This window comes from Pyrinomonadaceae bacterium, from assembly GCA_036277115.1.
GTDB lineage: Bacteria > Acidobacteriota > Blastocatellia > Pyrinomonadales > Pyrinomonadaceae > UBA11740.
In genome coordinates, this window is sequence record DASUNM010000023.1 from 895,862 (window position 1) to 919,108 (window position 23,247).

Genomic DNA, 23,247 nt, shown 5'->3' on the forward strand with positions numbered 1-23,247 from the left:
CCAGTCTGAGAGAACTTTGCCTTTTCATGAGGCCATTGAATAACATGGCGCACCTGGTTTCATTTGCGAATGCGGAGGTTCGGATGCTCGTCTTCAAACGTCTAACACTCGTCACTGTTTCAATCCTGCTCTTTCACGTTGCGGCGCATGCTCAGCCGGCAGGCCCCGTCGCCACCGTGGAAGTCACGGCTTCGCAAAAGGAGGCAGATGTCGGTCAGACGGTAAAGCTCACTGTGGTCGCGAAAGATGCCGCCGGCAACGTCGTCAAAGAATCGCCATCGACTTACTTTGCGGGCCCTTTCGACGCCGCGGTTGCGGACGACAACGGCGTGATTAAGCTGGTGGCGCCGGGTGAAGTTATCGCCGGGGCCATCGTCGGCGGCAAGACGGGCGTAACGACGATTCGCGTTCGGACGGTGGGCGTCAAATCGATTTCCGTCAGTTCACTCAAATATCCTTTGATTGTTGGCAGCGTCATCCAACTCGAAGCCACGACACGCACGGCCAGTGGTGACCCGCGCAAAGGCGTTCCCGTAACCTGGTCCTCTGACAAACCAGCCATCGCGACGGTTGACGCGGCGGGCGTTGTCACGGCAGTCGCGCGTGGAAAAGCCACCATCACGGCAGCGTCAGGCGAGGCGAAGACGACGACTGCAGTTACCGTCGCCGGGAATACTCTCAGTTCGATCAAGGTCGAGCCGGCATCGGCCAACGCACGCACGGGCGACGTGGTTAGCTTCAAAGCAAAGGGAACTCCGAATGACGCGTTCACCCCGCGCTGGACGGTGAGCGGCACCGGCGCGACGGTTTATCCTGATGGCGCATTCGTCGCTGAACAACCGGGCACGTATGTCGTCACCGCTACCGCCGGAAATGTTTCGGCGACTTCATCGATTCTGGTTGCGCCGCGCAACGCGGAACGACAACTAACCGTTGTGGGCCGGGCGAGATTCAAAGACGTTCAGGCCGCGGAAGTCTGGCTCATCGGGAATTATGCTTACTACTCGACCATTGCCGATCACTTCGTCGTCTATGACATTTCGGATCCGGCGAATCCGAAACTGACTGACACGGTGAAAGTCGATGCGCGTCTCATCAACGATATCAGCACCACCGCTGACGGAAAGATCCTGGTGATTTCCCGAGAGAACGCTTCGAGTCGCAAAAACGGCATCGCGTTCTACGACACCTCTGATCCCGCGCACCCGAAACTGATTTCTGAATACACAGCCACCGTCACCGGCGGGGTGCACAGCGCCTTTGTCGATGGCCATTACGTTTACCTGACCGACGACGCGACGGGCTCAATGCGCGTCATCGATTTCGCGGACGTGAAGAATCCGAAAGAGGTCGCGCGCTGGCAGACCGAACCGCAGCATGCGACGTTGGTGCGCACCAAAGACGGCGAGACGACGGCCGGGCGTTATCTTCACGATCTCCAAGTGAAGGATGGTCTGGCTTATCTCGCTTACTGGCACGACGGCCTGGTGATTCTCGACGTCGGAGCCGGAATCAAAGGCGGCAGCCCGGAAAATCCAAAGCTCGTCAGTCAAATTCGTTTCAATCACTACGAGCTTTACGGCGATGGCTGGCTCGCGGGCACGCACTCAGTTTTTCGCTACAAGAATTATGTGTTCGTGGGCGATGAAGTCTTCCCATCTATCTTCGACCTTAGTTCGCGGCGCCGAGTTCCAGTGCGCGGCACAACGCACGTGATAGACGTTTCCGACATTAACAACCCGCGTAAGGTTGCGGAATACGAGGTGCCCGAAGGCGGCGCGCACAACATGTGGGTTGAGAACGATGTCATGTACATGGGTTACTACAGTGGCGGCGCGCGCGTGGTCGATGTTTCCGGCGAGCTGCGTGGTGATCTCTATCGACAAGGTCGCGAGATGGGCCGGTTGTTCACCGCCGATCCCGAAAGCTTCCGTCCGAACTTGCCCTTAACCTGGGGCGCGCAGCCACACAAAGGCCTGATTTACTTCAATGACATCAACTCCGGGCTGTGGGTGGTGAAGGTTGGCGAGAAAATCGAAAAGGGATCCACTACGAGCCCTGGTCAGTGAATCCAAGAATTGAAAAGCAGTTGTCGGTAGGCGTATTGTTTTCTCATTATGAGCACGACGGTTGAACAACTCGCGGAACAAGCCATGATGTTGCCGCCCGAGTCGCGTGCGAAACTGGCGGATTTGCTGGTGGAGAGTTTAGATTCTGCCGAACTGGGTCGGATTGAGCAGTTGTGGCTCAGCGAGGCCAAACGACGACGCGACGAAGTTCGCGCTAAAGTTAAAACCATTTCCGGCCCGGAGGGCCTTCGCAGAGTTCGCGATACGCTCAAGCGATGAACTGGGAGTTCCACCCAGAAGCCTTGGACGAATACGAGGCCTCCGCGGCTTACTACGCGGCACAAGATCCTGACCTTCAAGTTCGATTCATCGAAGCAATCGAAACTGCGATCGATCAGATTCTGGAATCGCCAACGCGCTGGCGGGTGATCGACGAAGATGTTCGTCGCTCGTCTCTGTTGCGCACGTTTTTCCCTACGGTATTCTCTACACAATCGCACGCGACTTTGTTCTAATAATTGCGGTCTTGCATTTCAGCCGAGAGCCGAATTACTGGAAGGATCGAATCTCATGAATCTAAGATCGGTGACGATCGTTTTGGTTCTGTTGGTTGGATGGGTCATCGTACGCGCCCAAACACCGAAACCCACCATCAATGATCTCTCCTGGTTCGCCGGATGTTGGGAAGCAAACCTTCGCGGTCGTCAGGTAAACGAGCAGTGGATGAAACCCGGCGGCGGGATCATGCTCGGGATGGCCCGCACAGTCTCTCAAGGCAAAGCCGCCGAATTTGAGTTCACCCAGATTCGCGAAGACAAAGATGGCGCGATTTACTACGTCGCGAAACCTTCCGGCCAGGCTGAAGCTTCATTCAAGCTCGTGAAGCTGCAGAACAAGGAAGCTGTCTTTGAAAATCCGCAGCACGACTTTCCGCAGCGAATCATTTATCGCTTGCAGCCTGATGGCTCGTTGTTCGCCCGCGTGGAAGCGACGGTTAATGGTCAGTTGCGCGGAATCGACTATCCCTACAAACGCGCGAAATGCGAGTGAGGCGGCACGAGTTCAGGCTCAGAACCGAAGCTGCGCCAGCTTATTTCAGTTTGTTGCGGACATCATCCGTCAGGTAAGTCCGGAAAACGTAATCTGAATGTGGAAAAGTCACGTGGCAGCTCTGGCAGTTGCTCAGTTTCCCGCGCGACTCCAATTTGGTTCCGGTTCCGTCAAACACTGCATATTCCCAATCACCGCTCTTCGGATTGAATCCCTTTTCACGTTTGATCATTACGGTCAGAAGTTCGGGGGCCTCACTCGATGGTTCGGATAACTTCTCTTTTACAATCACTGAGCCTTGCGGAAACTTCGGCGAGGCCTGTTCCATCATGGCTTTGCGGCCCGATTCGTTGACATAAACCGTAATGTACTTTCGGTGATGAGGGTTGGTCCCGCCAAAAATGTTCGCGCCACTTGGCGAAAGCGAAATCCCGCAGAGTCCGGCAGTCTGGGCATTCATAACTTCGGGTTTGGGATTCACCTTCGTCCAACTTCGATAGCCGGCGATCGCCTTCACCGCGTCTGGAGCGTCCGATCCAGATGCAAGCTCGCGCGAAAGGACCGATCGGAGCGCCGGATAATTGATTGCCAAACCAATTAACAGGATCGTTGCCACCGTAAAAGCCGGCAGCATCCGCCGTTCTTTCTTGATCATTGGCTCATCCTCCGTTCGGCGCTTCAGTTTTATAGAAATCGATTCCCGCTGCTTGCCGGGGAACGTCAACGGTGGCGACGGTCTTCATCGCTTTTAAATCGATTATCTCGACCGTGCCTGGTTCATTTCCGACACCTTCCACCGTGACAAAAGCATAAAGATCGTCGGGCGAGATGATCACGCCGTGCAGCACCTTTCGTTTTGTCGGCAGGCGCGCGAGTTCCTTTCCGCTCTTCAAATCGTAGATTGAAACCGACTGATCCCGTTTGTTCGTCGCCACCAATCGTGCGCCGTCGCGGGTGATCGCAAGGTTGTATACACCGGCGCGCGCCGGGATGCGACGCACAAGTTTCCAGGTGCCCGCATTGATTTCGACGATTTCACTCGACGCATTACAAGCGATGTAGATCGTCAACCCATCGATTGAAGGTTGTGCCCAGGTAGGCTGGCACGAAACGTCGCCAGGTTTGGGCGCTTCCATGCCATGGCCGCCGGTATGCTTCATCGGCTGAGACATTCCAGTTGTATTGGTCTGCACCTTCGGCGCGCCGGACATGCCGAGTTCTTTCCCCTTGGTGACGATGAAATGCCGGCCGACCTTGAAAGTGCGCGTGTCGATCTCAACCAGCATGTCATCCATCATGCACGCCGAATATTGCTTCGTGCCTTGCACATTCAGCCGCGAACCGTGCGGCATCGTGCAGGTTTGAATCCGCGCGACTTCCGTCATCGTCGGCGTTGAGACGACCGAAACAGATGATGGCACCATGTCGCCGTGCAGATTGAAATTCACGACAAACAGGAACTGCCCGTCCGCTGAGACGTCCATCGTCGCGGGAAAGTAACTGAGCGTGGCTTTTCCAACCACGCTGTCGTCTTTCGTCGAATACTTCCAAACTAAACCGAAGGGCCGTCCGTGTCCGATGGAGACGTAATAAAACTTCCGGTCAGGAGACATGACGATGCCGTGCGGCCCGTCGATGTCGATCGGCATGTCGCCGGTGTCCAGTTCGCGCTCAACGCGCGCCCCGTTCGATCCGAAACGCACGCGCGCGATCTTGTCCGCGCCTTCCGAGACGACATAGAAAAGGTAATCCTTGTCAGGCTTTGATTGCGCAGCCGCGAGCGACGCACAGACTAGGATCAGGAGGACGGCGATGCGGCGGTGACCGGTGGGCATGTCACGGTTTCTTCTGTGGTGGAGGCTTGAGTACTGGCGCGGTCTCGGGTTTCTTCGGCTCGTCTTCGGGCGGATCAGCGGGGAAATCAGTTTCATCGATGTCGGTAATCTTCACTTCCGTACCGAACTTGCGATAGCCGCGAAACAAAATGTCGTTGCGCGTCTGCTCAGTCCGTGAACCCAGGCGACTGGTCAGCTCGATCAAAGCGCGCGAGGGCAGCAGGTGCGACACCTCATTGATCGCTACCCATTCGTAATCGATGACGCTGCGCGCGGCGGTGATCGGAAAGTCCGGCGGAATCTCTACTGAAATGGTCTCGAGCCGCAGGACGCGATTGTCGTCGCGATCCACCCAGATGCGGCCGCGGTAGCCGACAATGGTCCCCACGGGACTGGCATCGATACCGGCCTGGAACTGCAAACTCTGCTTCGACAGCTCTCGTTTGACGGAGTACTCGTATACAACCGTGCGGCGACCGCGCAACGTATCCGTGTCCACGGCTTCGAACTCCGCTTGCGTCGCCGGTTCAAACAATTGCACCAGCATCGAGACGTATTCGCCGCTGGAAGTCGTGCCGCCAATTTTGTTGCCGTAGTTCGATCCTTCCCCTTCATCAACATTCGGCGGCATGCCGTTTACGGAAAGAAGTTTGTACTGCTCGCCCAGGTTCTGCCGGTAACTAACGGCAATCGACAGCCGGTCGTACACGTTCCAGTTGCTCGTCGTGCCGATCGCCCGCGACCGCGCGATCTGTTGCTTCACCAAATAGTCCGGCATCTGCTGCGTCGCGCCGAGCGTCGCCTTGCGCGTGCGCTCTAACAATTCAGCGGCTTCAGCAGCGGAAGGCCGCACGGCGAGCGCCGGATTGATGCGGCGGCGATTTGCTTCTTCCAAAGTGTGCCGCAGCAACGTGTCGTTGCCACTCTTCGTCGCAGTCAGGCTCAGCAGACCCGGCGTCAATGGGAATGCGATGCCACGCTTTCTGATCTGATCAATCAGGCGGTCACGCTCTTCCGGATGTCTCGGCAACTGGTAAAGCAGCGCCACGTATTCCTGATTCGTGAGCGGCGGCCCCTGCTGAAGTTCGGTTGGTTCAGCAAAAGGCGAATTGTTCTGCGCCGAGGCTGTAGCTGCGCACACGAGCATCAGCATCATCACAGTGAAGGTCAGCGCGTAGCGCGCGCGCCGCAATGACGATGAGGTATTTCGCAAAACAACAAGTAGCGGCATGGGTAACACGAGTCGCCTAGGGGATCGGAAGTCTCCGAAAGATGTCACTGGTAATAGTATAAGTTAGCCCCGGCTTTGTCGTGTCAACCATCGGTTCGACTAAAACAACGCCTACTAAAACCTCCGTCGCCGGATCAGCAACGGTCAGAATCAGCGTCAAAGTCACAGTTTCCTTTGCCGCGATGGTGAGTTGAGCGATTTCGAGTTTTTTGAAGCCCGCCGATTCCGCAGACACATCATAAACACTCGCTCCGAGCGCTTCTGTCCGAAAACGACCTTCGTCATTTGAAGCGACCTCAATTGATTTCCCGGATTTTCTGTCGGTGATCTTAATCCGCACGCCCGCCACATAAGCCCCGTTAGCATCAACCACCGTGCCCGTAAAGGCGCCGGGTTCCGTGTCGGATTCCTTCCGGGAAATGGTTACCTGTTGCTTACACGAAGGGTGATCTTTTTTCGATGGGCTCTGACCAAACGCTGAGGAAGTTAAGGCGACCAGCGTCGCGAAAACCGCTCCCGCAGTTCGCGCGACGCGCCGGCGGATTGCGCGCAAGCCAACCGGGCAATCTTTGGTGATAACGGTTCCGTCCGATCGGCGATAAATCCTCCCGCAGATCCGACCTTCAGTCTCGGTTATCAGCGCCACCGCCTGCTTTCGCGTCAGCTCAGCGATGTTGTACACGTGCAGATTACACAGACTGCAAAAGCGCGCGCGATTATCGCCCGTCATCTGGTCCCAGTTCATGGGGCAGGGTGAAGCGATGCGAAGGTTTTTCAGCGGATCCGGTTTCATTGCTCGATTGACGGGAACGTCTTAGGCGGAGATTCGACTCCGGCGCATTAAATCAGGTTGCCTGCCGGCGCCCAAGCTTACAGGCAAAAATGGGCGATAGCTGCGCGCAGAATGCCCACGCAGCGAGCTAGTTCATCCACGGGCACAAATTCGCCGGTGCGGTGCGCGACGCGAATGTTTCCCGGACCGAAGACAACAGCTTGAGCGCCGAGCGCAATCATACTGGGCGCTTCCGTGCCGAACGCAACGGTGCCCGGAGCTTTCCCTGATGCTTGCTCGAGGAACTTAACCAGGTCAGAACCGGTGGGCGTTTCGAAGCTGTCATCGGCACGATCAGCCTCGATCTCACAAGCGAACTCCAGATCGACTTTCTCTAACTCTGAAACTGCGGCACGAACCAGATTCAAGACGAAATCGGCTGGTTGACCCGGAATAGTTCGCCACTCGAGCGTGAAACGGCACTCGCCGGGAATTACGTTCTTCGCGCTGCCGCCGTTAATGAGACCAATATTGAGAGTTGTGTAAGGCGGATCAAATCCAGTGTGCGCGTCACTCTTCACGTCTTCGGCAATCGCTTCGATCTTTTCGATCAACTTCGCGGCGCGAAAGATCGCCGACGCACCGATTTGCGGATAAGCGCTGTGAGCTTCGCGGCCATGAACGGTCACATGCGCGAGACAGTATCCCTTTCCCGCGCGCATCGGTTGCAATGAAGTTGGCTCGCCAACGATGGCGTGCCTGGCGGTGAAAGGCTTCGCGTCAGCCAGACGCTTCGCTCCGAGACAACCAATCTCCTCATCTGCGGTGAACACCAACGCGAGCGGTTTGCGAAGCTTCGCGATGTCGATGCTCTCCACCGCGGTCAGCGCCGCGGCGATGAACGCTTTCGTGTCGCACGCGCCGCGCCCAAACAGCTTGCTCTCGCGTTCGGTCAGGGTCAGCGCTTCCTTCCAATTTTGATCGTAAGGAACGGTATCGGTGTGACCGACGAGCGCGAGCTCCGGGGCACAGACTTCAGTCTGTGAACCGGCAATTTGAGAATCACAGAGTGAAGTCTGTGCCACCAGATTTATTTTCTCGATCCCATGTTCATCAACATGTGGAAATCTCTGAATTTTAAATCCGAGGGCCTCGCAACGCTTTTGCAGATACAAAACAATTTCCGCGTTCGAGCGCGCGGATACAGAATCAATGGCGACGAGTTCGGCTAAGGTTTGTTCGACAGTCATTTTATGAAGAAGCGGGGCGAGCCCGCCTTCCCAACCTGAGAGATTAATTCGGCGTCGTTGTCCCTTCAGCTTGAAAGACGTTCAACCACTTTCAATCGGTCAAATAAATCCAGCTCAAGGTCAGGAAGGTGGGCTTGCCCCCGCTTCATCCCACAGTCGCTTCTGCAACTCACCAAAGCGCTCAACAACTTCTTCCTGAATCAAGTGCTGTCCGTCGGAAACGATCGGCTTTCCCCCGACGACGACTTCGCGCACCGCGGCACGCGACGCGGAAAACACAATCGACGAGAGCAGATCGTTCGGTGAAGCTCCCGCTATTGAAGGATCATTGAGATCGACTGTGAAAAAGTCGGCGGGTTTTCCAACGTCCACTGTGCCGCTCGGAGAACTGATGCTGCGTACGCCGTTAACTGTCGCACAGTCGAAGAGATACGCCGCGAGTTGTGATGGCGCATCCGCGGACAAAGGCGTCCGCGCTCCCAGTACGACCCGCTCCATCTTCTGCAGACGCAGGTGATACTCCAACTCGCGCGCCTCTTCAAACGGATCGATTTGCACGTGGCTGTCAGTTCCCAGACAGATCGGCACGCCATGTTTGAGATATTCATCCGCCGGCACAACGCCGTCGCCAAGGTTGCGCTCCGTCGTCGGACACGCGCACACCATCGCCCCCGTCCTGGCGAATGCCGGCATCGCTTTCGGCGTTACGTGAATCGCGTGAACGGCGGTGAAGCGGTCGCTCAATAATCCTTCCGTTTCTAACAGAGCGATCGGCGTCCGGCCGTATTCTTCGACGCACGCTGAAACCTCAGCCGGCTGTTCGGCGACGTGCATATGCACGCTCAGGCTAAGTTTGTTCGCGTGAGCGATCACTTCGCGCAGGTATTCCAGCGGGACAGCGCGTACGCTGTGGGGCGCAACACCAGTCCAGGCGGTCGGTGCGCGTGCCTCTGGCGTGCCTGGGTTGTTCGACGAATTAGCACTCCGGAGCAGTGCGGACCCTAAATCATCGACATGTCGAAGGTAACTCACCGCGTCGGGCTCGATGAATCGCGCCTGCTGCGGATTGGGATCACTGCGAAAGCCTGATCGAACGTAAGCGACTCGCAAAAGCGCGATGCGCAGTCCGACGTCGCCAGCCGCGCGGACAACTTCTTTCGCCAGCAGATTCGGATCGTCGTAAGGCTTTCCGTCCGGCGCGTGATGCAGGTAGTGAAACTCGCCCACGGCGGTGATCCCGCTCAAAGCCATTTCCAGGAACGCCATCCGCGATGCGTCGTAAACGTCTTCCGGCGTGAGCCTCGTCGCCGCCGAGTACATCATTTCGCGCCAAGTCCAGAAGCTGTCGCGATCCCCAGTGCGATATTCGGTGCGCCCGCGCAGCACCCGCTGAAACGCATGCGAATGCGCATTCACCATTCCTGGGAGCATCGCGCGATTCGTCAGCCGAACTCGTTTTTCATCTCGGAGTTCTGCGACGCGCGGCAGACTTACGATCGTCCCGGAAGCATCGCAAACCAGCGCTCGCCCGCTCTCAAACCGGCCGCCCGTGTAGATGAAATCCGGCAGCCACGCGATCGACGCATTGAACTTTTCGGCGTTCGCCATAATCACTTGGCTTAATCGGAGAACTTTGGCGGAGGGGGTGGAGCTGGAAAAACGTTATGCCTGGGTTTGGCCCTCAGGATCCGAATCACCACAGTCACACTGAGTATTGCGGTTCCCAGAGCTAACAAATAGATCAACGCCTGCGTGCCTGTCGAAGGTTCTTCATCCCAACCCCACAACACGCTTCCCATCCCAATCAGAATTCCCGCCGCCGCGAAAACACCCACCTCAGCTCCTATCCATGCACCGATCGCTAAAACGCTCCAGCCCACGGCGCTGCGATTTCTTTCGCGCGCAAGTTGGGTCATCTTTTTGGGCAGCCAATAGAAAAGAAAAAAGAGTTCGAGCATCTACTTAGTGCTGGAATTACGTTTCGCGTTTGGTTTTCGCTTTCGCGCCCGAGCGCCCCCGAACGGCAGGCCCACAGTGCGCCCCATCGCCACGCCACCGCGGCCTGAAGGCGCGCGGTCTTCTGTTTCCGACGACGCCTCAGGACGGTTTCGTGGCGATTTCTTCGGTCGCTTGTTCTTTGTCGCCATCTGAATTTCCTTCTTGTCGGCGAAGCATATCACACCGAGAATTCTTCACGTTGCGTGAGCCACAGCGGTTGACTACTATCACTTCACAGACCATGGATGGTTTATCCGCATCACTCGCCGTGCTGACGGCAATGATTACGCCGGCCGTTTTAATTTCTGCGAGCGGCACGATGATTCTCTCCTCTTCCGTGCGTCTGGGGCGTGTCGTGGACCGCGTTCGATCGCTCTCAGATCGATTGCTGGAGATTTCGCGGGAAGGCTATGAAGAAGAGTTCCTCGAAGAGCGCCGGGCGATGCTTTACGATCAACTCGACAAACTGACCAGCCGATCGCGTCTGCTGCAGCGTGCGCTTACCAGCTTTTATCTCGCTGTCGGTATTTTCGTGGCGACCAGTTTCGCCATCGGCGTTGTCTCGTTCAGTTCGACGAGAAGGTTTGGATGGATTCCAGTTGCGTTTGGTCTGGTCGGCGCTTTCTTTCTTTTCTATGGCAGCATGCTGCTTGTCTTTGAAGCCCGGCTCGCGTTAAGCACCACCCACTCGGAGATGGATTTTATCTGGCGCGTTACCAGACGCGTCGTGCCGCGGGAACTGGTCGAGCAACACAAGACACATTACGTGCATTTCAGGAAAAAGAAATCACCGTGAAACCCGGGGCCGATGTAATGATCGAACATCAACTTCCAAACGAGCCGTCATATCTTAATCTGCTGCGGGCCGGCGAACTGGCGCGCCGTGTGGAAACGCTCGAAGCCTTGCTCGAATGTTGCACTGTCTGTCCGCTGGATTGCGGCAACAACAGAATGCAGGGTCAGTTGGCTCGATGTTACTCCGGCCGTCTGCCAATAGTTTCTTCCTACACTCCGCACTTTGGCGAAGAGCCGCCACTGACAGGGACACGCGGCGCCGGAAATGTCTTTTTCGGCAACTGCAACCTGCGCTGTGTCTACTGCCAGAATTATCAGATCTCGCAAACGCACAAAGAACAAATCAAGAATGAAGTGACGCACGAACGTCTCGCTGAGATGATGCTCGACCTGCAAGCGCGCGGTTGTCACAACATCAACTTCGTTTCGCCGACACATTTCGCACCGCAGATGGCCCGCGCGATTTTGCTCGCGGCGGAAAAAGGTTTGACCCTGCCCATCGTTTACAACACCAACGCGTACGATTCGGTTGAGGTGCTGCGCCTGCTCGAAGGCATCGTCGATGTTTATCTGCCGGACTTGAAATACGCTGAAGACGAAGCGGGATTCCTGTTTTCAAAGGTGCGCAGCTATGCGCCGGTTTCGCGCGCCGCTCTCAAGGAAATGTTTCGCCAAACGGGTGCTGAACTGTTTTTCGACGAAGGTGGTTTGTTGAAACGAGGTCTGGTCATTCGCTTACTCGTTTTGCCCAATGATATTGGCGGATTGCGCGAGTCACTTCAGTGGATTCGCGATGAACTCGGTCCGCGCGTCGCGGTTTCTTTGATGGCCCAGTACTACCCGACCAATGTCGCGGGCACCAACCCGCGCTACACCCTGCTGTCGCGCCGGATTAGCGAGTCTGAGTGGCTGCGCGCCGTGGCGGCGCTCGATGAATTCGGAATGGAAAACGGCTGGATGCAGGAGTACGACGGCTCGGCGTTTTACTACCGGCCTGATTTTTCAGACCGGGAAACACCCTTCCACGACGTCCGCGACTTCGCGACTACTGCGTCGGAATCTGCGGACGCGTCGGCACACTGATGTCGGGTTGTGCCTCCTGATACTGCGCGAGCACTTCGTTGTAAACCTTGATGTCGCCGTCCTGCTTCATCTGCTGCAGCACCTTGGCCAGATAGTCTTCGAAAACTTGATCCTTGCGTTCACTGTGCGCAGTTTCCATCAGGGTGTCGCGCTGCTTGGTAAACTCCGCCATGTCGGCTTCCGTGCGCTTGGTAACGCCGATCACGAGATAGTTCTCGTTGAGAAACACCGGGGCTGACAACACTTCGCCCGCCTTGGCTTTGTCCAGCGGCTGGTCGAGGATGGTGCTCGACCCGAGGTCGGCCAGAGCGGTGCCGATCTTGTAATTAGCTTCGGCCTTCGCTTCCAGCCCGTACTTTTGCGCCGCCGCTTTCAGATCCGCGGGTGTCTTCGCGCCGGCAATGATGTCTTTGGCAGTTTGCTCGAGTTGCGACTTCGCCTTTTCCTGTTTCACCGCCGTGACGACTTTGTCTTTCACTTCGTCGAACGCCGGGATGCGGGGGTCGCGTATCTCGACCAGCATCGGTACCGCAAACCCATCCTTCACCGGCGTGCGCTCGCCCACATCGTTCGGATTGTTCAGCGGCGCGATGCCGTCTTCGAACTGTTGCGAGCTGCCGATGTTCGGCACGTTATCACCCGGTTTTACAAACGGTGTTTCGCGCACCATATCGGCCGGACTCATGTTTGCTTCGGCCGCGAGTTCCTGCGCCACCTTCTGCGGATCTTTGGTTGCTTTCAAACGATCCTGGGCCTTCTGGGCGATGCCTTGCGCGATCTTGTATCCGCGGTTATTGCGCGCCGAAATCAGCAATTCGGGCTTGGCCATCTCGAAAGTTTTCGGGACCGATTCACCGCGCCGCAGAATGTAATAAGCGTTCTTGAATTTGATGGGGTCCGTCACTTGCCCGGGCTCCATGTCGAGCGTCTTCTGGAAGGGATCGTCCGGGTTGGTAATGCTCTTCTTTACGAGTCCCGCGACGCGTCCGCCGTTCTTCGCGGTCGCGGCATCTTCTGAATTCCCTTTGGCGAGCTCGGCAAAGGCTTCTTCGGTCGCAGTGGCCGACTGGCCGCGAGCCTTCGCCACCAGCTCGTTGGCCTTCTTCAGCACCTCAGCATCCAGATCTTCGCGCACGACGCGCAAAACGATCTGCTGCGCTTTAACTCCGGCGATCTTGAATTCCGGTTTAACGTTTTGGAATTCCTCCTGCAGCTCGTTGTCACTCACCTGAACTTTTGCGCCGGCTTTGTTTTGATCGAGAAACACATAGCGAATCTTTTTCTGCGGTACGTCGATGCGATATTCGGTCTTGTGCTTTTCGTAATAGTCCTTCAATTCCTGATCGGCCGGCTGCATCTTCTCCGCCAGCTTCGCGGTTGAGACGGCGACATAAGTTAGATCCAGAGATGAATTCTTTCGTTTGTACTCTTCGCGCACTTCGTCTTCTGAAACTGTGACGCCGGTGGTGACGAGCGCTTCCAGTTTCTCGCGCGCGATGTCGCGGGCGATTCCGCGTTCGAAAGCAGCCACATCGCCGACGCGCTCCTGATATTTCGCCATGTCAAAGTTTCCGGAAGCGTCCACCAGCAGAAACTTGCCCGCCGGATCACGGAACAAGTTTGCGATGCGTTCTTTGACCTCCCATTCAGAGGCGCCGAGTCCGAGTCGCTCAGCTTCCTGCGAAGTGACGCGGCTCGCGATCAAGCTGTCGAGAATCTTTTCATCACTGTAACCCATGCGCGCCAGGCTTATCTGGCTGCCGAAACGTGAGAACTGCTGCTGCAGGTTCTGTTTCTGTAACGTGAAATCGGCGACGGTGATTTCCTCGCCGCCAACCACCGCCAGGACTTCGGTGCTCTTCGTCGGATCGATACGAGCCGCGCCGCCGCCGGGCCGGAAAAACAGAACAAGGCTGATCGCCATCACCGCCACAAAAGCGAGAATCAGGATGTTGCGCGTGCGCTCGAGCCGGCTGAGTTGTTTAAGCATAGATAAGACTTCTCCGTATTGATGAAACGTCGAATTCTAAAGGACAGACAATCGGGCTGCAACTTGCGAGCACCCGATTCCGATTTTGCGTGCGCGGACAAGCGAATGATATTTTATCCGCATCGATGCAAATTGCTGTTTCTACCCTGGCATGGATTGGATTCTGCGTTTTTGTCCTTTTGATGCTGGCAATCGACCTCGGCGTCTTTAATCGCAAGCCTCACGAAGTCAGTTACAAAGATGCGACGATTTGGAGCGCCGTCTGGGTGACGCTCGCGCTCGTCTTCGCGGCTCTGTTGTTTGGGCCGTTGGGCTGGGAGCTGTTCGGAGAGGCGAGAAATCAGAAGGCGCTCGAATTTCTGACGGGTTATCTGATCGAGCTCTCGCTTTCGGTCGATAACCTGTTCGTCTTTGTTCTGATCTTTTCGTACTTCAAAGTCCCTGCGAAGTATCAGCACCGCGTGCTGTTCTGGGGCGTGATGGGCGCGCTGGTGATGCGCGTCATCATGATCCTGGTCGGCAGTGAATTAATCGAGCGCTTTCATTGGGTAATCTACATTTTCGGCGCTTTCCTGGTGTACACGGGCGTGAAAATGTTTCGCTCGGAAGAAACGGACATCGAACCGGAAAATCGCGCGGTGGTGAAGTTAGTCACCCGTTTTGTCCCCATCGTACGGCACTATGAGCGACGAAAGTTTTTCACCGTCGTCAACGGCAAGCGCGTGGGAACGTTGCTCCTGCTGGTGTTGATTGTCGTTGAATTTACTGACCTAGTTTTCGCGCTCGATTCGATTCCGGCAATCTTTGGCGTGACCACCGATCGGTTCATCGTTTACACCTCAAACGTGTTCGCGATTCTCGGGTTGCGCACATTCTATTTCCTCCTGAAAGGCGTCATCGACAGGTTTCATTATTTGAAGTACGGCCTGGCGACCGTGCTCAGTTTTATCGGCGTCAAAATGCTTCTGCCCCTGGGCGCGCAGATTGCGGCAAAGGGACTGGCGGCGATGGGATTTCAAGAATTGGCTCATCGGGTCGGCGAATTCCACGGCATCGGTACCGGGTGGGCTCTGGGCGTTGTCGCGCTGGTTCTGGGGTCATCGTTGGTGGCCTCGATAGTCTGGCCGCGGCCCGAGCCTCTGCCGAAACTGACTGACAGCGGATTTGAAAAACTGGGATTTAACGAAGACGAGGACTCAATATAGCCGGCGGCTCTGTATTTGTGGTGGATATTGGGACAGTAAAAACGACATCGCCCCGAGGGCGTTTCCCACGGGGCGACGGAGCGCGCGCCGGAAAGCTCCGGCAGCATTTTTCGGAAACGGTGCTTAAGTCACCTAAGCTGTAGGAAGTCTCGGTGTTTGACTTCGCGCCCGCTCAGCCCCAAGTGTTGTAGGAACCAACGAGAACAGCCTTCCTTTCGTCTTGGTAAGTTCCCTGAGTCTAGTCCTCGCACTCTTTTCGGTCAAGTAGCAGTTTGACCGCACCCGCGGCATACAGCCTTTCACTAACCCGGCCAAAGCATCGGAGCCAACATTACTACGACGAGTGCCGCAGCTACGGTTAAAGGCGTGCCGACCTTTACGAAATCACCGAACCGATAACGACCCGGTCCATAAACCAGAAGGTTGCCGTGATGTCCGATGGGCGTGAGAAATGAGACGACCGCGGCCATGGCAACGGTCACGACAAAGGCCTCAGGCGGCTGGCCCAGTCCCTCGGCTAAAGCGACGGCGACCGGCGCAAAAAGCGCCGTCGTGGCGGCGTCGGACATGAACTGTGTAATCACCGCGACGACTGCAAAGAGGACCAGCAGAACCGCTCGCTCCGGCCACCCGCCCACCGCCTGCTGAAGCCAACCGGCGAACATTCCTGCCATTCCCGTCTTTTGCATAGCGACGCCCAGCGGAATGGCGCCCGCAATGAAAACGAAGATCCGCGAGTCGATGGATTCATACGCCTGACGGATGCCTATACAACGGGTGAGAACCACGGCGACCGCGCCCGCCAGCGCGGCCATTTCGATCGACATCAAGTCGAAAGCCGCGAGCAAAATGGTTAACAGCATGATTAGTCCCGATACCCAGGCACGTCGCCGCAGTTTCGATTCCCCGTGAAACGGAACCATCATCAGGAATGCGGGATCGGCGGCCACTCTTGCCAGCGCGTCTTCATCGCCTTCAAGCACAAGGACGTCGTTCGATTTGAGACGGACCTTCGAAATCTCCTGATCCAGCCAGCCGTCCTTGCGCCACAGGCCAACCACCACGGCCCCGTATCGCCTTTGGAAATCTATCTGCTTCAGCGTTCGGTTAACCAAGTCTGATTTGGGGGCGACCACGGCTTGAACAAACTCTTCCTCCTCGTCGTCGCCGTTTCCGTTGACGTTGACTTTCGGATCGGTCCGGTCGCCGAACAACTTGATCGGATGCAGGTCGAGATTCGGTTCCTCGCGAATGGCCACTAACTCGTCAGGAGGCGCACGCACAATCAGCACGTCGCCCTCTGTTAACACCTGTTGTTTGTAAGGTGCGCGCAGACGCCGGCCTTTGCGAAGCAATCCGAGAACCTTGAAATGATATTTCTTGTCCGCTTCGAGATCATCGACCGAGCGCTTCAGAAACGGAGACTTCTCAGTAATCACAATCTCGGTCAAATAGTCTTCGAGACGAAAGTGGTTGGCGCGATCCTCCGGGGCGTGACGCGATGGAAGGAGAAACCGTCCCACAAACAAAACGAAGACGGTGCCGACCACAGTCAGCACCAACCCAATCGGCGCAATGGAAAAAATGCCAAGGCCGCTGCGCCCCGATTGCTGCAAAGTGTTGCTCGCGATCAGGAAAGCCGGCGCGCCGATGATTGTGATCGCCGTCCCCAGTGAGGCCGCGAACGACATCGGCATCAGGAGTTTTGACGCAGGAATGCTTCGCTCGCGCGCCAGGTTCAGAGTAATCGGCACCATCATCGCCGTCGTCGTCACGTGATGCGTAAACGCCGAGAGCACGGCTACGGACGGCATAATCACCGCGATCGCGCGCGTGAGGCTCCTTCCCGCCAAACGTCCAATCCAACTACCGATCGTGTCTGATAAACCGGTGGCGTGCATCGCCGCGCTCAACACAAAAATGGCGGCGATGACGATTGCGGGTTCGCTGCTGAAGCCTGAGAGCGCGTCCCTCGGATCGAGTACGCGGGTGACGTACAGCGCGATGACGACCATAACCGCGACCAGATCCGAACGGATCCACTCAGTTATGAAAAGCACGATGGCCGCGGTGAGAATAAGCAGAAAGAAAACCTGCTGCGGGTTCAGTCCAAACAAAATTATTTCTCCTTGATGCGCGGCGGCAGGGGGGCGTCCGCGTCCCGATGTACGGGCGTGAAAATGTTAAAAGGGGTGTCCGAAGGGTAATACGCCGCCAGCATTCACAGCAACCGCCGCCTGGCGGACTTGCAAACGTCCTTTTCCTTTGGCACGGTACGAAGCCTTGGATTAGCCATGAAGATTACGGTCTCGACTCCGAGCAATTTCAACTTCCGGCGCACGGTGATGAGCCACGGTTGGTACGCCCTGCCGCCGTTCGAATTCGATCAAGACAAATGGACGCTCGCACGCGTGATCGATCTCGGGTCAGCGAATCCGGTCACCGTTACCATTTCCGAAGGGAAACGGGGAATGCTGGTTAAGTCCTCGCGGGCGGTCGGCAAGCGAGCCGCAGAAAAGATTGGGCGCGACGTTCGGCACATGTTCCGTCTCGATGACGACATGAGTCTCTTCTACGAAGCCGTTTCCCAGCAGCCCGAATTTACCTGGATTGCGACCCAAGGCGCCGGTCGTTTGCTGCGATCGCCGACTGTCTTCGAAGACCTGGTGAAGATGATTTGCACGACGAACTGTTCATGGGCGCTGACGGAAAAGATGGTGTACAGCCTGGTCAACGAACTTGGCCGCGAATCTAACGACGGCCGTAAATCGTTTCCCACGGCGGAAGTGATGGCTCAGCAATCTGAGAAGTTTTATCGGGATCGAATTCGTTCCGGTTATCGCGCGCCCTACTTACAAGAGCTCGCCACACGCGTCGCTTCAGGCGAATTGAATGTCGAGAGTTGGCTGCACGCGGAACTCCCACACGATCAATTCATGAAAGAGCTGAAGGGCGTGAAAGGCGTCGGCAATTACGCCGCTGAGAATCTGCTGAAGTTGCTGGGACGTTACGACGGATTGGCGCTGGATTCCTGGATCCGCGCGCAGTTCGCAAAACTGCGCAATCAGAACCGCAAAGCCAGCGACAAGAAAATTGCGCGCTTTTATTCGCGCTTCAACTCATGGCGCGGACTGGCGCTGTGGTGCGATATGACTCGCCTTTGGCTGGAACCCTGAGCGCGCAAAAGCCTAATCGCGTGAAGGACTGCCTCGCCTGCGCGTAATCTTCCATCAATCTGGATCGATCATCCAAGTCGTTGGATCTAAAGAAGTTTTTGAAACTTCGCAGACCGCTGCCGCGTTACATCCTTCACAGAGGAACGACCGACGCAGGTTGTTCGAACCAATTTTAGAGTCTCAAAGAAAAACAAGGAGAGTAAAAAATGAAAAAGTATTTATTTCGGTCGTTCGTTGCAGTAATCGTATTGTCGCTCGCTACAGTTACGGCGTTCGCAAAGGTCAAGAAAGTCAGACTGGCGTTTGCCGATGACGTGATGGTGAGCGGAACTTTGGTCAAGGCGGGAACCTACGAGTTCCGCTTTAACGATGAATCCGGCGAGCTTTCCATCCTCAAAGAGGGAAAGGTGCAGGTAAAAACCACTGCACGTCTCGAAGCGCGAAGCGATAAAGCCAAGTACACAGCAATCCGCACGCGTCAGTCAGGCAATGTGAACGAATTTACGGGTCTGGTTTTCGACGGGCAAATGCAGGAAGTTGTCGTGACGTCTGCGACGGCTCGTTAACCGTCAGCCAATTTCAAACAAAACGGGAGGCGCTTCGATGGTTCATCGGAGCGCTTTCTATTTTGCCTGCTCAGGCCCCGTTCGATATCTGAGTCCCGCCCCCATAATCTTTTGCAGCAGCGCTTCGTAATCAACGCCGCAGTGCTGGGCTGAGTCAGCGAAATCTTCGTTCAAGGCAATCTGCGGATTTGGATTTGCTTCGAGCAGGAAAATCTGACCGGCGTCAGTAACACGATAGTCCAGGCGCGCATAACCACTCAGGAACAACGTGCGGTAAATCTTCTTTGAGAGCCGCTCGATCTTCTCGCGCATTTTCTTATCTATCTCCGCGGCCTTTGTTACCACGCCGACTTTCTCCTGGTACGCCGGATCCCATTTCAGTTTGGACGTCGCAATGTTCGGCGCGCCTTCCGGCAGTTTTTCAATCACCAATTCCCAGGGCGTGTAGCACTGCAGCCGTTGATTGCCGAGGACGCCGACATAAATTTCGCGACCGGCAATGTACTGCTCAGCAATCGCATGCGTATTCGTCTGGCGATGAATGAACTCGACGCGCTCGGCGAGCTTCTCGTCGTCGTTCACGATCGACGCGCGCGCGATCCCGACGGATCCTTCTTCGCTGATTGATTTCACCAGCAGCGGGAACTTCAGCCGCTTCGATCGCTTCACCACGCGATTCATGTGAAAGACGGCGAAGGCCGGCACGTGAATGCGATGATAGGCAAGGACCATTTTTGACAGTGCCTTGTCGCGACAGATTGTCAGGCCCCGCGGATTGCAACCGGTATAGGGCTGTTTCATCAGCTCGAGATAGCTGACGACGTGCTGATCGTAGAGCGGATAGCCGTGAAACTCTTCCAACAAATTAAAGGCAATCTGCGGTTTGAATTCGAGGAGTCCGTTACCGATAACACCCAGGTTGTTGTAAACGCCGACCGGCAGAACTTCATGGCCCATTTTCTTGAGCGTCGAGATCACGTCCCACTCAGTTTTGAAGGGCGCAATTTCTTTAGGCGTCAGATCGTCGATGGAATCCGGCGGCACGAGATCTTCGTGACACAGAACCATCACGCGCAGTTTCTTGAACGTGTCGCCGTTTTTAGCGGCGGCTTTGGAACGCCTCGGCTTTGCCGCCGCTTTTTCGTTATTTCCGTTTGCGTTCATTCTGAGTTCCCACTCCCTGGGGAGAGGGAGCACCAATCACAGCGCGATCCGGTAATAGCCCGAATGCACCACGTTCATTGTTTGCACCGTCAGCATGATCAGCAAGTGGCGTTTCAACTTTTCGTCGCCGCCGACAGCGCGCAGCTTCAGTTGCGCGGACCGCTCAATCATTAACTCGAGCACATGATCGATGGCGTAGCCGTGCACACCCGTTCCTTCCGAAACCAATTGCTGAATCTCCGGCGCCACGCGCCGCACGAAACTCGCGGCCGTCTCGCGAGCCCGATGTCGCGGCTCGCTCGAAAAAATTCGCCGCAAATCGTTGTCGAGATAAGCCGGCCATTCAAACGCGTACTTCTTTCGCTTGCGGTCGTAATGCTCACGCAGCGTAATCCGAATCTCCGGCAGCGTTTCGACTTTCTTTCGCAGCCTATTCTTCGGACGCGTGCCCGCGATCTCGCCCACGAGATCATCGACGTACTCAAGCTTGCGCACTGCCGGCCAGCCGCGATAACGACGACGCCAATTCGAGCGCGGCTGCAACCAAACCGCGAACGTCTCAGCAAAATCTTCCGCAGGATGAGCTTGCGCGTACCACGCATCGAGATTCAGGACGTAACGGCGGCTATTCGGCTTAGGTTTGTAGGAGGGCGGATATTTCTGGGTGAACGATCCGAAGGTGCGAATCCATTGCCGCTTGAAATGCAGCCGAAACGCGTTATCGATTGCATGTCCGGCTTCGTGACGCAGGATGCGCATGCATTCGACGTCGGTGCCGCCTTCGACTTCGCGCATGAACTTCCGTTCCAGCTTCATCAGACGCGGATGCGCGAGATAAAACGGGATGGCAAACCCGGGCACGCCATCGGGTGTGAACCATTCGGCCGACAGCCACACGTGCGGCTTGTAACGTATGCCGCGATCGTTCAGCTCGCTGTAGAGACGTTTGATGTGAGGTTCAATGAATGAACCTTTGATCTTAATTGGCAGGTCGCAGATGCGCGTGTCCAACAGCCGTTCATCTGAAACCAGGCTCCATCGGAAACGCGTCGGCACGGAGGGATTGTAGCCGCTGATTAGTTTGCCGCGCCAGAGAAATCGGAATCTCGACCTATCTGCAGCATGGGTTGACTCGACTGATGAATGCTAGCCAAAAGCGAAGCAGGCATACGGGTTGTCGCCAAGACTTCGCATTGCTAGAATCACCGGCCTCTCAACGCTCTTGAACAAGGTCTCACGGAGGTGTTCATGAAAAAGTTGTTACTGGTTAGTTTCACGGTTCTAATTCTTTCGGTCGCTAGCGCGGCGACGGCAGTCGCGCAAGCCGATCAGCCGACCCTTCAATACGACTCTCTCCAGATTACTGCCAGGACCAACAACTCGTACAAAGGAAACTATGACGTGTGGAGTTGGGTGCCGCGGTTTGAGTTCACGGTCAACGGCCCCATCCCGAGCGGGGGCCAGCTCTACGTCGAGGTTCAGCAGCCTGGCGGCAGTGCGCCGTGGCTCAAGTTCGACTGCGACACTAAAGAGACGCAGAAGGGTTACTGGTGGAGGACTGGCGAGTGCGGAGGTCGTGAGGTTGAGGACAAGAGCATCCTGCCCGTCGGTATGGTCAATTTCGCCATCAAGATGCGGAACGAGCTTGCCGGCACAGACACAACGCTTTTCACCGGCAAAATGAAAGTTGCGAAGACGCTAACGAATGAGGTCGGCCCGAAGGCTGCGCAGAAGTTCGTCTACTATGTCGATCACGACTGGAACCTGCCAATCGGCTACATCTACTACACGGCGGACAGCGTTTACGGTTGGGACTACCCGCAGTTCAATGCCGCCTTTTGGGTACGCGGCGAGGCTTACAAGGTTGAGCCGCACCTCTTTTACAAGGGGCAGGAGATCGGCCGCCAGTTCCTCGACGGCATGCAGGTAGGCAAAGCCAGTTGCGGCACCAAAGTGGAGAACAACACCACGCACTACGTCAACGACTCGATGCCGCAGAAGGCGAAGTGGGCGCGCGTCGAGTGCTCCTTCTATACCGTCAAGCAGTGGGACAAGACCGACGGAGGGAAGGGGCAGCCGAACACCAACGAGATGTTCAAGATGGCATCGAACCCTGGCGAGTACGAGATCAAGATACTCTGGAACAACAAACTGGCGCGGTCGATCAAGTTCACCGTCGGGCCTGACGGGAAGCTCGACAACGGCATCGCCACCGCGAACAAGCTCGGCATCGATCGTGTCGTTGTTCCGGTGCAGGTACTTGGCGATCAGGACGGGGTCTGGGACAAGAACGCCTGGAAGACCAACGCCTTCTTTGGAAATCCGCTGACAGGATTTACCTGGCCGTAATTTCAGTTACGAGCGGTTTTTACGAAAACGAAAAGAGCCGCGAGGGGCGATACCCCCGGCGGCTCTATTTCTTTGTCCGAAAAGCCTTGTGGCTCGAACTTACTGTTTGTTGAAAACCAGAGTGGAATCCTGTACGCCGCGCGGCGATTCGCTGTGACGAACGATGGTCAGCACTTTGCCGTCGGCCGACAGCGACATCTTGTCCGTGGTCGTCGCCTTGAAGTCCTGCCCATTGACACTACCAGCGCGCACGGACATTAGCTCGAGCGTCTTGCTCGCGTCTGCCCAGGTCGCTTTCATGGTGCTCGTACCGCCCATTTGCCCACCGCCCTCGCTGGTCACTTCTTTGCCATCTAGATTGAAGGTCTGCGGAGGGGCCGGACCGCGTCCGCCACCCATGCCGCCGCCGCCACCGGCACCGCCAGCCGGGGGCTGACCGCCCTCAACTTTCCATTCGACTGAAATCGTGTTGTCGGTTTGAGTGATCACGCAGGTGATTTTCTCAGCGTTTTGCATCCGCTGACTAAGTCCCTGACTCTTCTCTTTATCAAGAGTCCAAGTGCCGGCAAAGCTGACCGGAAGGCCGCCTGTCGTGCCGAAAGCGGCCAACGCCAGGGCGGTTATGAGCCCCGCCGCAATAATTAACTTTTTCATCAGAATCCTCCGTTTATTTTTTGAATCGGTAGTCCCGGTTGTCTGCCGTTAAGACGCGCC

23 protein-coding genes are annotated in these 23,247 nt (G+C 56.2%); 10 read left to right on the forward strand and 13 right to left on the reverse strand.

From position 1 onward, the window contains the following. The first annotated feature begins 26 nt into the window (after positions 1 to 26). From VFX97_10655 to VFX97_10670, 4 genes are read left to right on the forward strand one after another with little or no spacing between them, the layout of a single operon-like run. Positions 27 to 2,069, forward strand: coding sequence for an Ig-like domain-containing protein (locus VFX97_10655; protein HEX5703648.1), 2,043 nt, complete (start codon positions 27 to 29; stop codon positions 2,067 to 2,069). Positions 2,070 to 2,117: 48 nt separating this feature from the next. Then, entirely contained in the window at positions 2,118 to 2,348 is a 231-nt protein-coding gene (locus VFX97_10660) for an addiction module protein (GenBank protein HEX5703649.1), read from the forward strand. After that, entirely contained in the window at positions 2,345 to 2,584 is a 240-nt protein-coding gene (locus VFX97_10665; GenBank protein ID HEX5703650.1) for a type II toxin-antitoxin system RelE/ParE family toxin, read from the forward strand. The genes VFX97_10660 and VFX97_10665 overlap by 4 nt, the downstream gene beginning before the upstream one ends. Before the next feature lie 55 nt (positions 2,585 to 2,639). After that, positions 2,640 to 3,119, forward strand: a complete 480-nt coding sequence (locus tag VFX97_10670; GenBank protein HEX5703651.1) for a DUF6265 family protein — start codon at positions 2,640 to 2,642, stop codon at positions 3,117 to 3,119. Positions 3,120 to 3,159: 40 nt separating this feature from the next. Here VFX97_10670 and VFX97_10675 read toward each other — a convergent pair whose 3' ends face one another. From VFX97_10675 to VFX97_10710, 8 genes are all read right to left on the reverse strand, one after another. Beyond that, complete coding sequence (locus VFX97_10675; GenBank protein ID HEX5703652.1) at positions 3,160 to 3,774, reverse strand: cytochrome P460 family protein; 615 nt, start codon at positions 3,772 to 3,774, stop codon at positions 3,160 to 3,162. A 4-nt stretch (positions 3,775 to 3,778) separates the two neighbouring features. Beyond that, the gene (locus VFX97_10680) at positions 3,779 to 4,954 is read right to left on the reverse strand and encodes a hypothetical protein (protein HEX5703653.1); all 1,176 of its coding nucleotides are present in this window, start codon (positions 4,952 to 4,954) and stop codon (positions 3,779 to 3,781) included. Position 4,955: 1 nt separating this feature from the next. Continuing rightward, positions 4,956 to 6,185 (reverse strand): hypothetical protein, encoded by a 1,230-nt coding sequence (locus tag VFX97_10685; GenBank protein HEX5703654.1) that lies wholly within the window; start codon positions 6,183 to 6,185, stop codon positions 4,956 to 4,958. 16 nt (positions 6,186 to 6,201) lie between these two features. Then, positions 6,202 to 6,978 carry a carboxypeptidase-like regulatory domain-containing protein gene (locus VFX97_10690; GenBank protein HEX5703655.1) on the reverse strand — a complete coding sequence of 259 codons (777 nt, stop codon included), beginning with the start codon at positions 6,976 to 6,978 and terminating at the stop codon, positions 6,202 to 6,204. A 77-nt stretch (positions 6,979 to 7,055) separates the two neighbouring features. Further along, positions 7,056 to 8,207: an acetylornithine deacetylase gene (argE, locus tag VFX97_10695; protein HEX5703656.1), complete on the reverse strand. Its 1,152-nt coding sequence runs from the start codon at positions 8,205 to 8,207 to the stop codon at positions 7,056 to 7,058. Between the two features lie 120 nt (positions 8,208 to 8,327). Next, complete coding sequence (locus VFX97_10700) at positions 8,328 to 9,815, reverse strand: formimidoylglutamate deiminase (protein HEX5703657.1); 1,488 nt, start codon at positions 9,813 to 9,815, stop codon at positions 8,328 to 8,330. Between the two features lie 11 nt (positions 9,816 to 9,826). After that, positions 9,827 to 10,165 (reverse strand): hypothetical protein, encoded by a 339-nt coding sequence (locus VFX97_10705; protein ID HEX5703658.1) that lies wholly within the window; start codon positions 10,163 to 10,165, stop codon positions 9,827 to 9,829. Continuing rightward, positions 10,166 to 10,354, reverse strand: coding sequence for a hypothetical protein (locus tag VFX97_10710; protein HEX5703659.1), 189 nt, complete (start codon positions 10,352 to 10,354; stop codon positions 10,166 to 10,168). A 92-nt stretch (positions 10,355 to 10,446) separates the two neighbouring features. Between VFX97_10710 and VFX97_10715 the strand changes: the two genes are divergently transcribed. Both VFX97_10715 and VFX97_10720 read left to right on the forward strand, forming a co-directional pair. Then, positions 10,447 to 11,001 carry a DUF2721 domain-containing protein gene (locus VFX97_10715; protein ID HEX5703660.1) on the forward strand — a complete coding sequence of 185 codons (555 nt, stop codon included), beginning with the start codon at positions 10,447 to 10,449 and terminating at the stop codon, positions 10,999 to 11,001. Between the two features lie 17 nt (positions 11,002 to 11,018). After that, a complete protein-coding gene (locus VFX97_10720) occupies positions 11,019 to 12,083 on the forward strand; it encodes a radical SAM protein (protein HEX5703661.1) in 1,065 nt (354 codons plus the stop codon). Here VFX97_10720 and VFX97_10725 read toward each other — a convergent pair. Further along, complete coding sequence (locus tag VFX97_10725) at positions 12,046 to 14,073, reverse strand: SurA N-terminal domain-containing protein (protein ID HEX5703662.1); 2,028 nt, start codon at positions 14,071 to 14,073, stop codon at positions 12,046 to 12,048. The two genes, VFX97_10720 and VFX97_10725, sit on opposite strands and share 38 nt — an antisense overlap. Before the next feature lie 125 nt (positions 14,074 to 14,198). Between VFX97_10725 and VFX97_10730 the strand changes: the two genes are divergently transcribed. Beyond that, complete coding sequence (locus VFX97_10730; protein ID HEX5703663.1) at positions 14,199 to 15,278, forward strand: TerC family protein; 1,080 nt, start codon at positions 14,199 to 14,201, stop codon at positions 15,276 to 15,278. 302 nt (positions 15,279 to 15,580) lie between these two features. Here the strand turns inward: VFX97_10730 and VFX97_10735 are convergent, their stop codons facing one another. Further along, complete coding sequence (locus tag VFX97_10735) at positions 15,581 to 17,395, reverse strand: SLC13 family permease (GenBank protein HEX5703664.1); 1,815 nt, start codon at positions 17,393 to 17,395, stop codon at positions 15,581 to 15,583. Between the two features lie 177 nt (positions 17,396 to 17,572). Between VFX97_10735 and VFX97_10740 the strand changes: the two genes are divergently transcribed. Further along, a complete protein-coding gene (locus VFX97_10740; protein HEX5703665.1) occupies positions 17,573 to 18,454 on the forward strand; it encodes a hypothetical protein in 882 nt (293 codons plus the stop codon). A 206-nt stretch (positions 18,455 to 18,660) separates the two neighbouring features. Then, positions 18,661 to 19,020 (forward strand): hypothetical protein, encoded by a 360-nt coding sequence (locus tag VFX97_10745; GenBank protein ID HEX5703666.1) that lies wholly within the window; start codon positions 18,661 to 18,663, stop codon positions 19,018 to 19,020. A 57-nt stretch (positions 19,021 to 19,077) separates the two neighbouring features. On the opposite strand, the gene VFX97_10750 is transcribed toward VFX97_10745, so the two are convergent. Together VFX97_10750 and VFX97_10755 are read right to left on the reverse strand one after the other, a co-directional pair. Then, complete coding sequence (locus VFX97_10750; protein ID HEX5703667.1) at positions 19,078 to 20,184, reverse strand: hypothetical protein; 1,107 nt, start codon at positions 20,182 to 20,184, stop codon at positions 19,078 to 19,080. 36 nt (positions 20,185 to 20,220) lie between these two features. Beyond that, positions 20,221 to 21,240 (reverse strand): hypothetical protein, encoded by a 1,020-nt coding sequence (locus VFX97_10755; GenBank protein HEX5703668.1) that lies wholly within the window; start codon positions 21,238 to 21,240, stop codon positions 20,221 to 20,223. A 192-nt stretch (positions 21,241 to 21,432) separates the two neighbouring features. Between VFX97_10755 and VFX97_10760 the strand changes: the two genes are divergently transcribed. Beyond that, positions 21,433 to 22,533: a hypothetical protein gene (locus VFX97_10760; protein ID HEX5703669.1), complete on the forward strand. Its 1,101-nt coding sequence runs from the start codon at positions 21,433 to 21,435 to the stop codon at positions 22,531 to 22,533. Between the two features lie 99 nt (positions 22,534 to 22,632). Here the strand turns inward: VFX97_10760 and VFX97_10765 are convergent, their stop codons facing one another. Then, positions 22,633 to 23,187 (reverse strand): hypothetical protein, encoded by a 555-nt coding sequence (locus tag VFX97_10765; protein ID HEX5703670.1) that lies wholly within the window; start codon positions 23,185 to 23,187, stop codon positions 22,633 to 22,635. Positions 23,188 to 23,247: the final 60 nt, after the last annotated feature.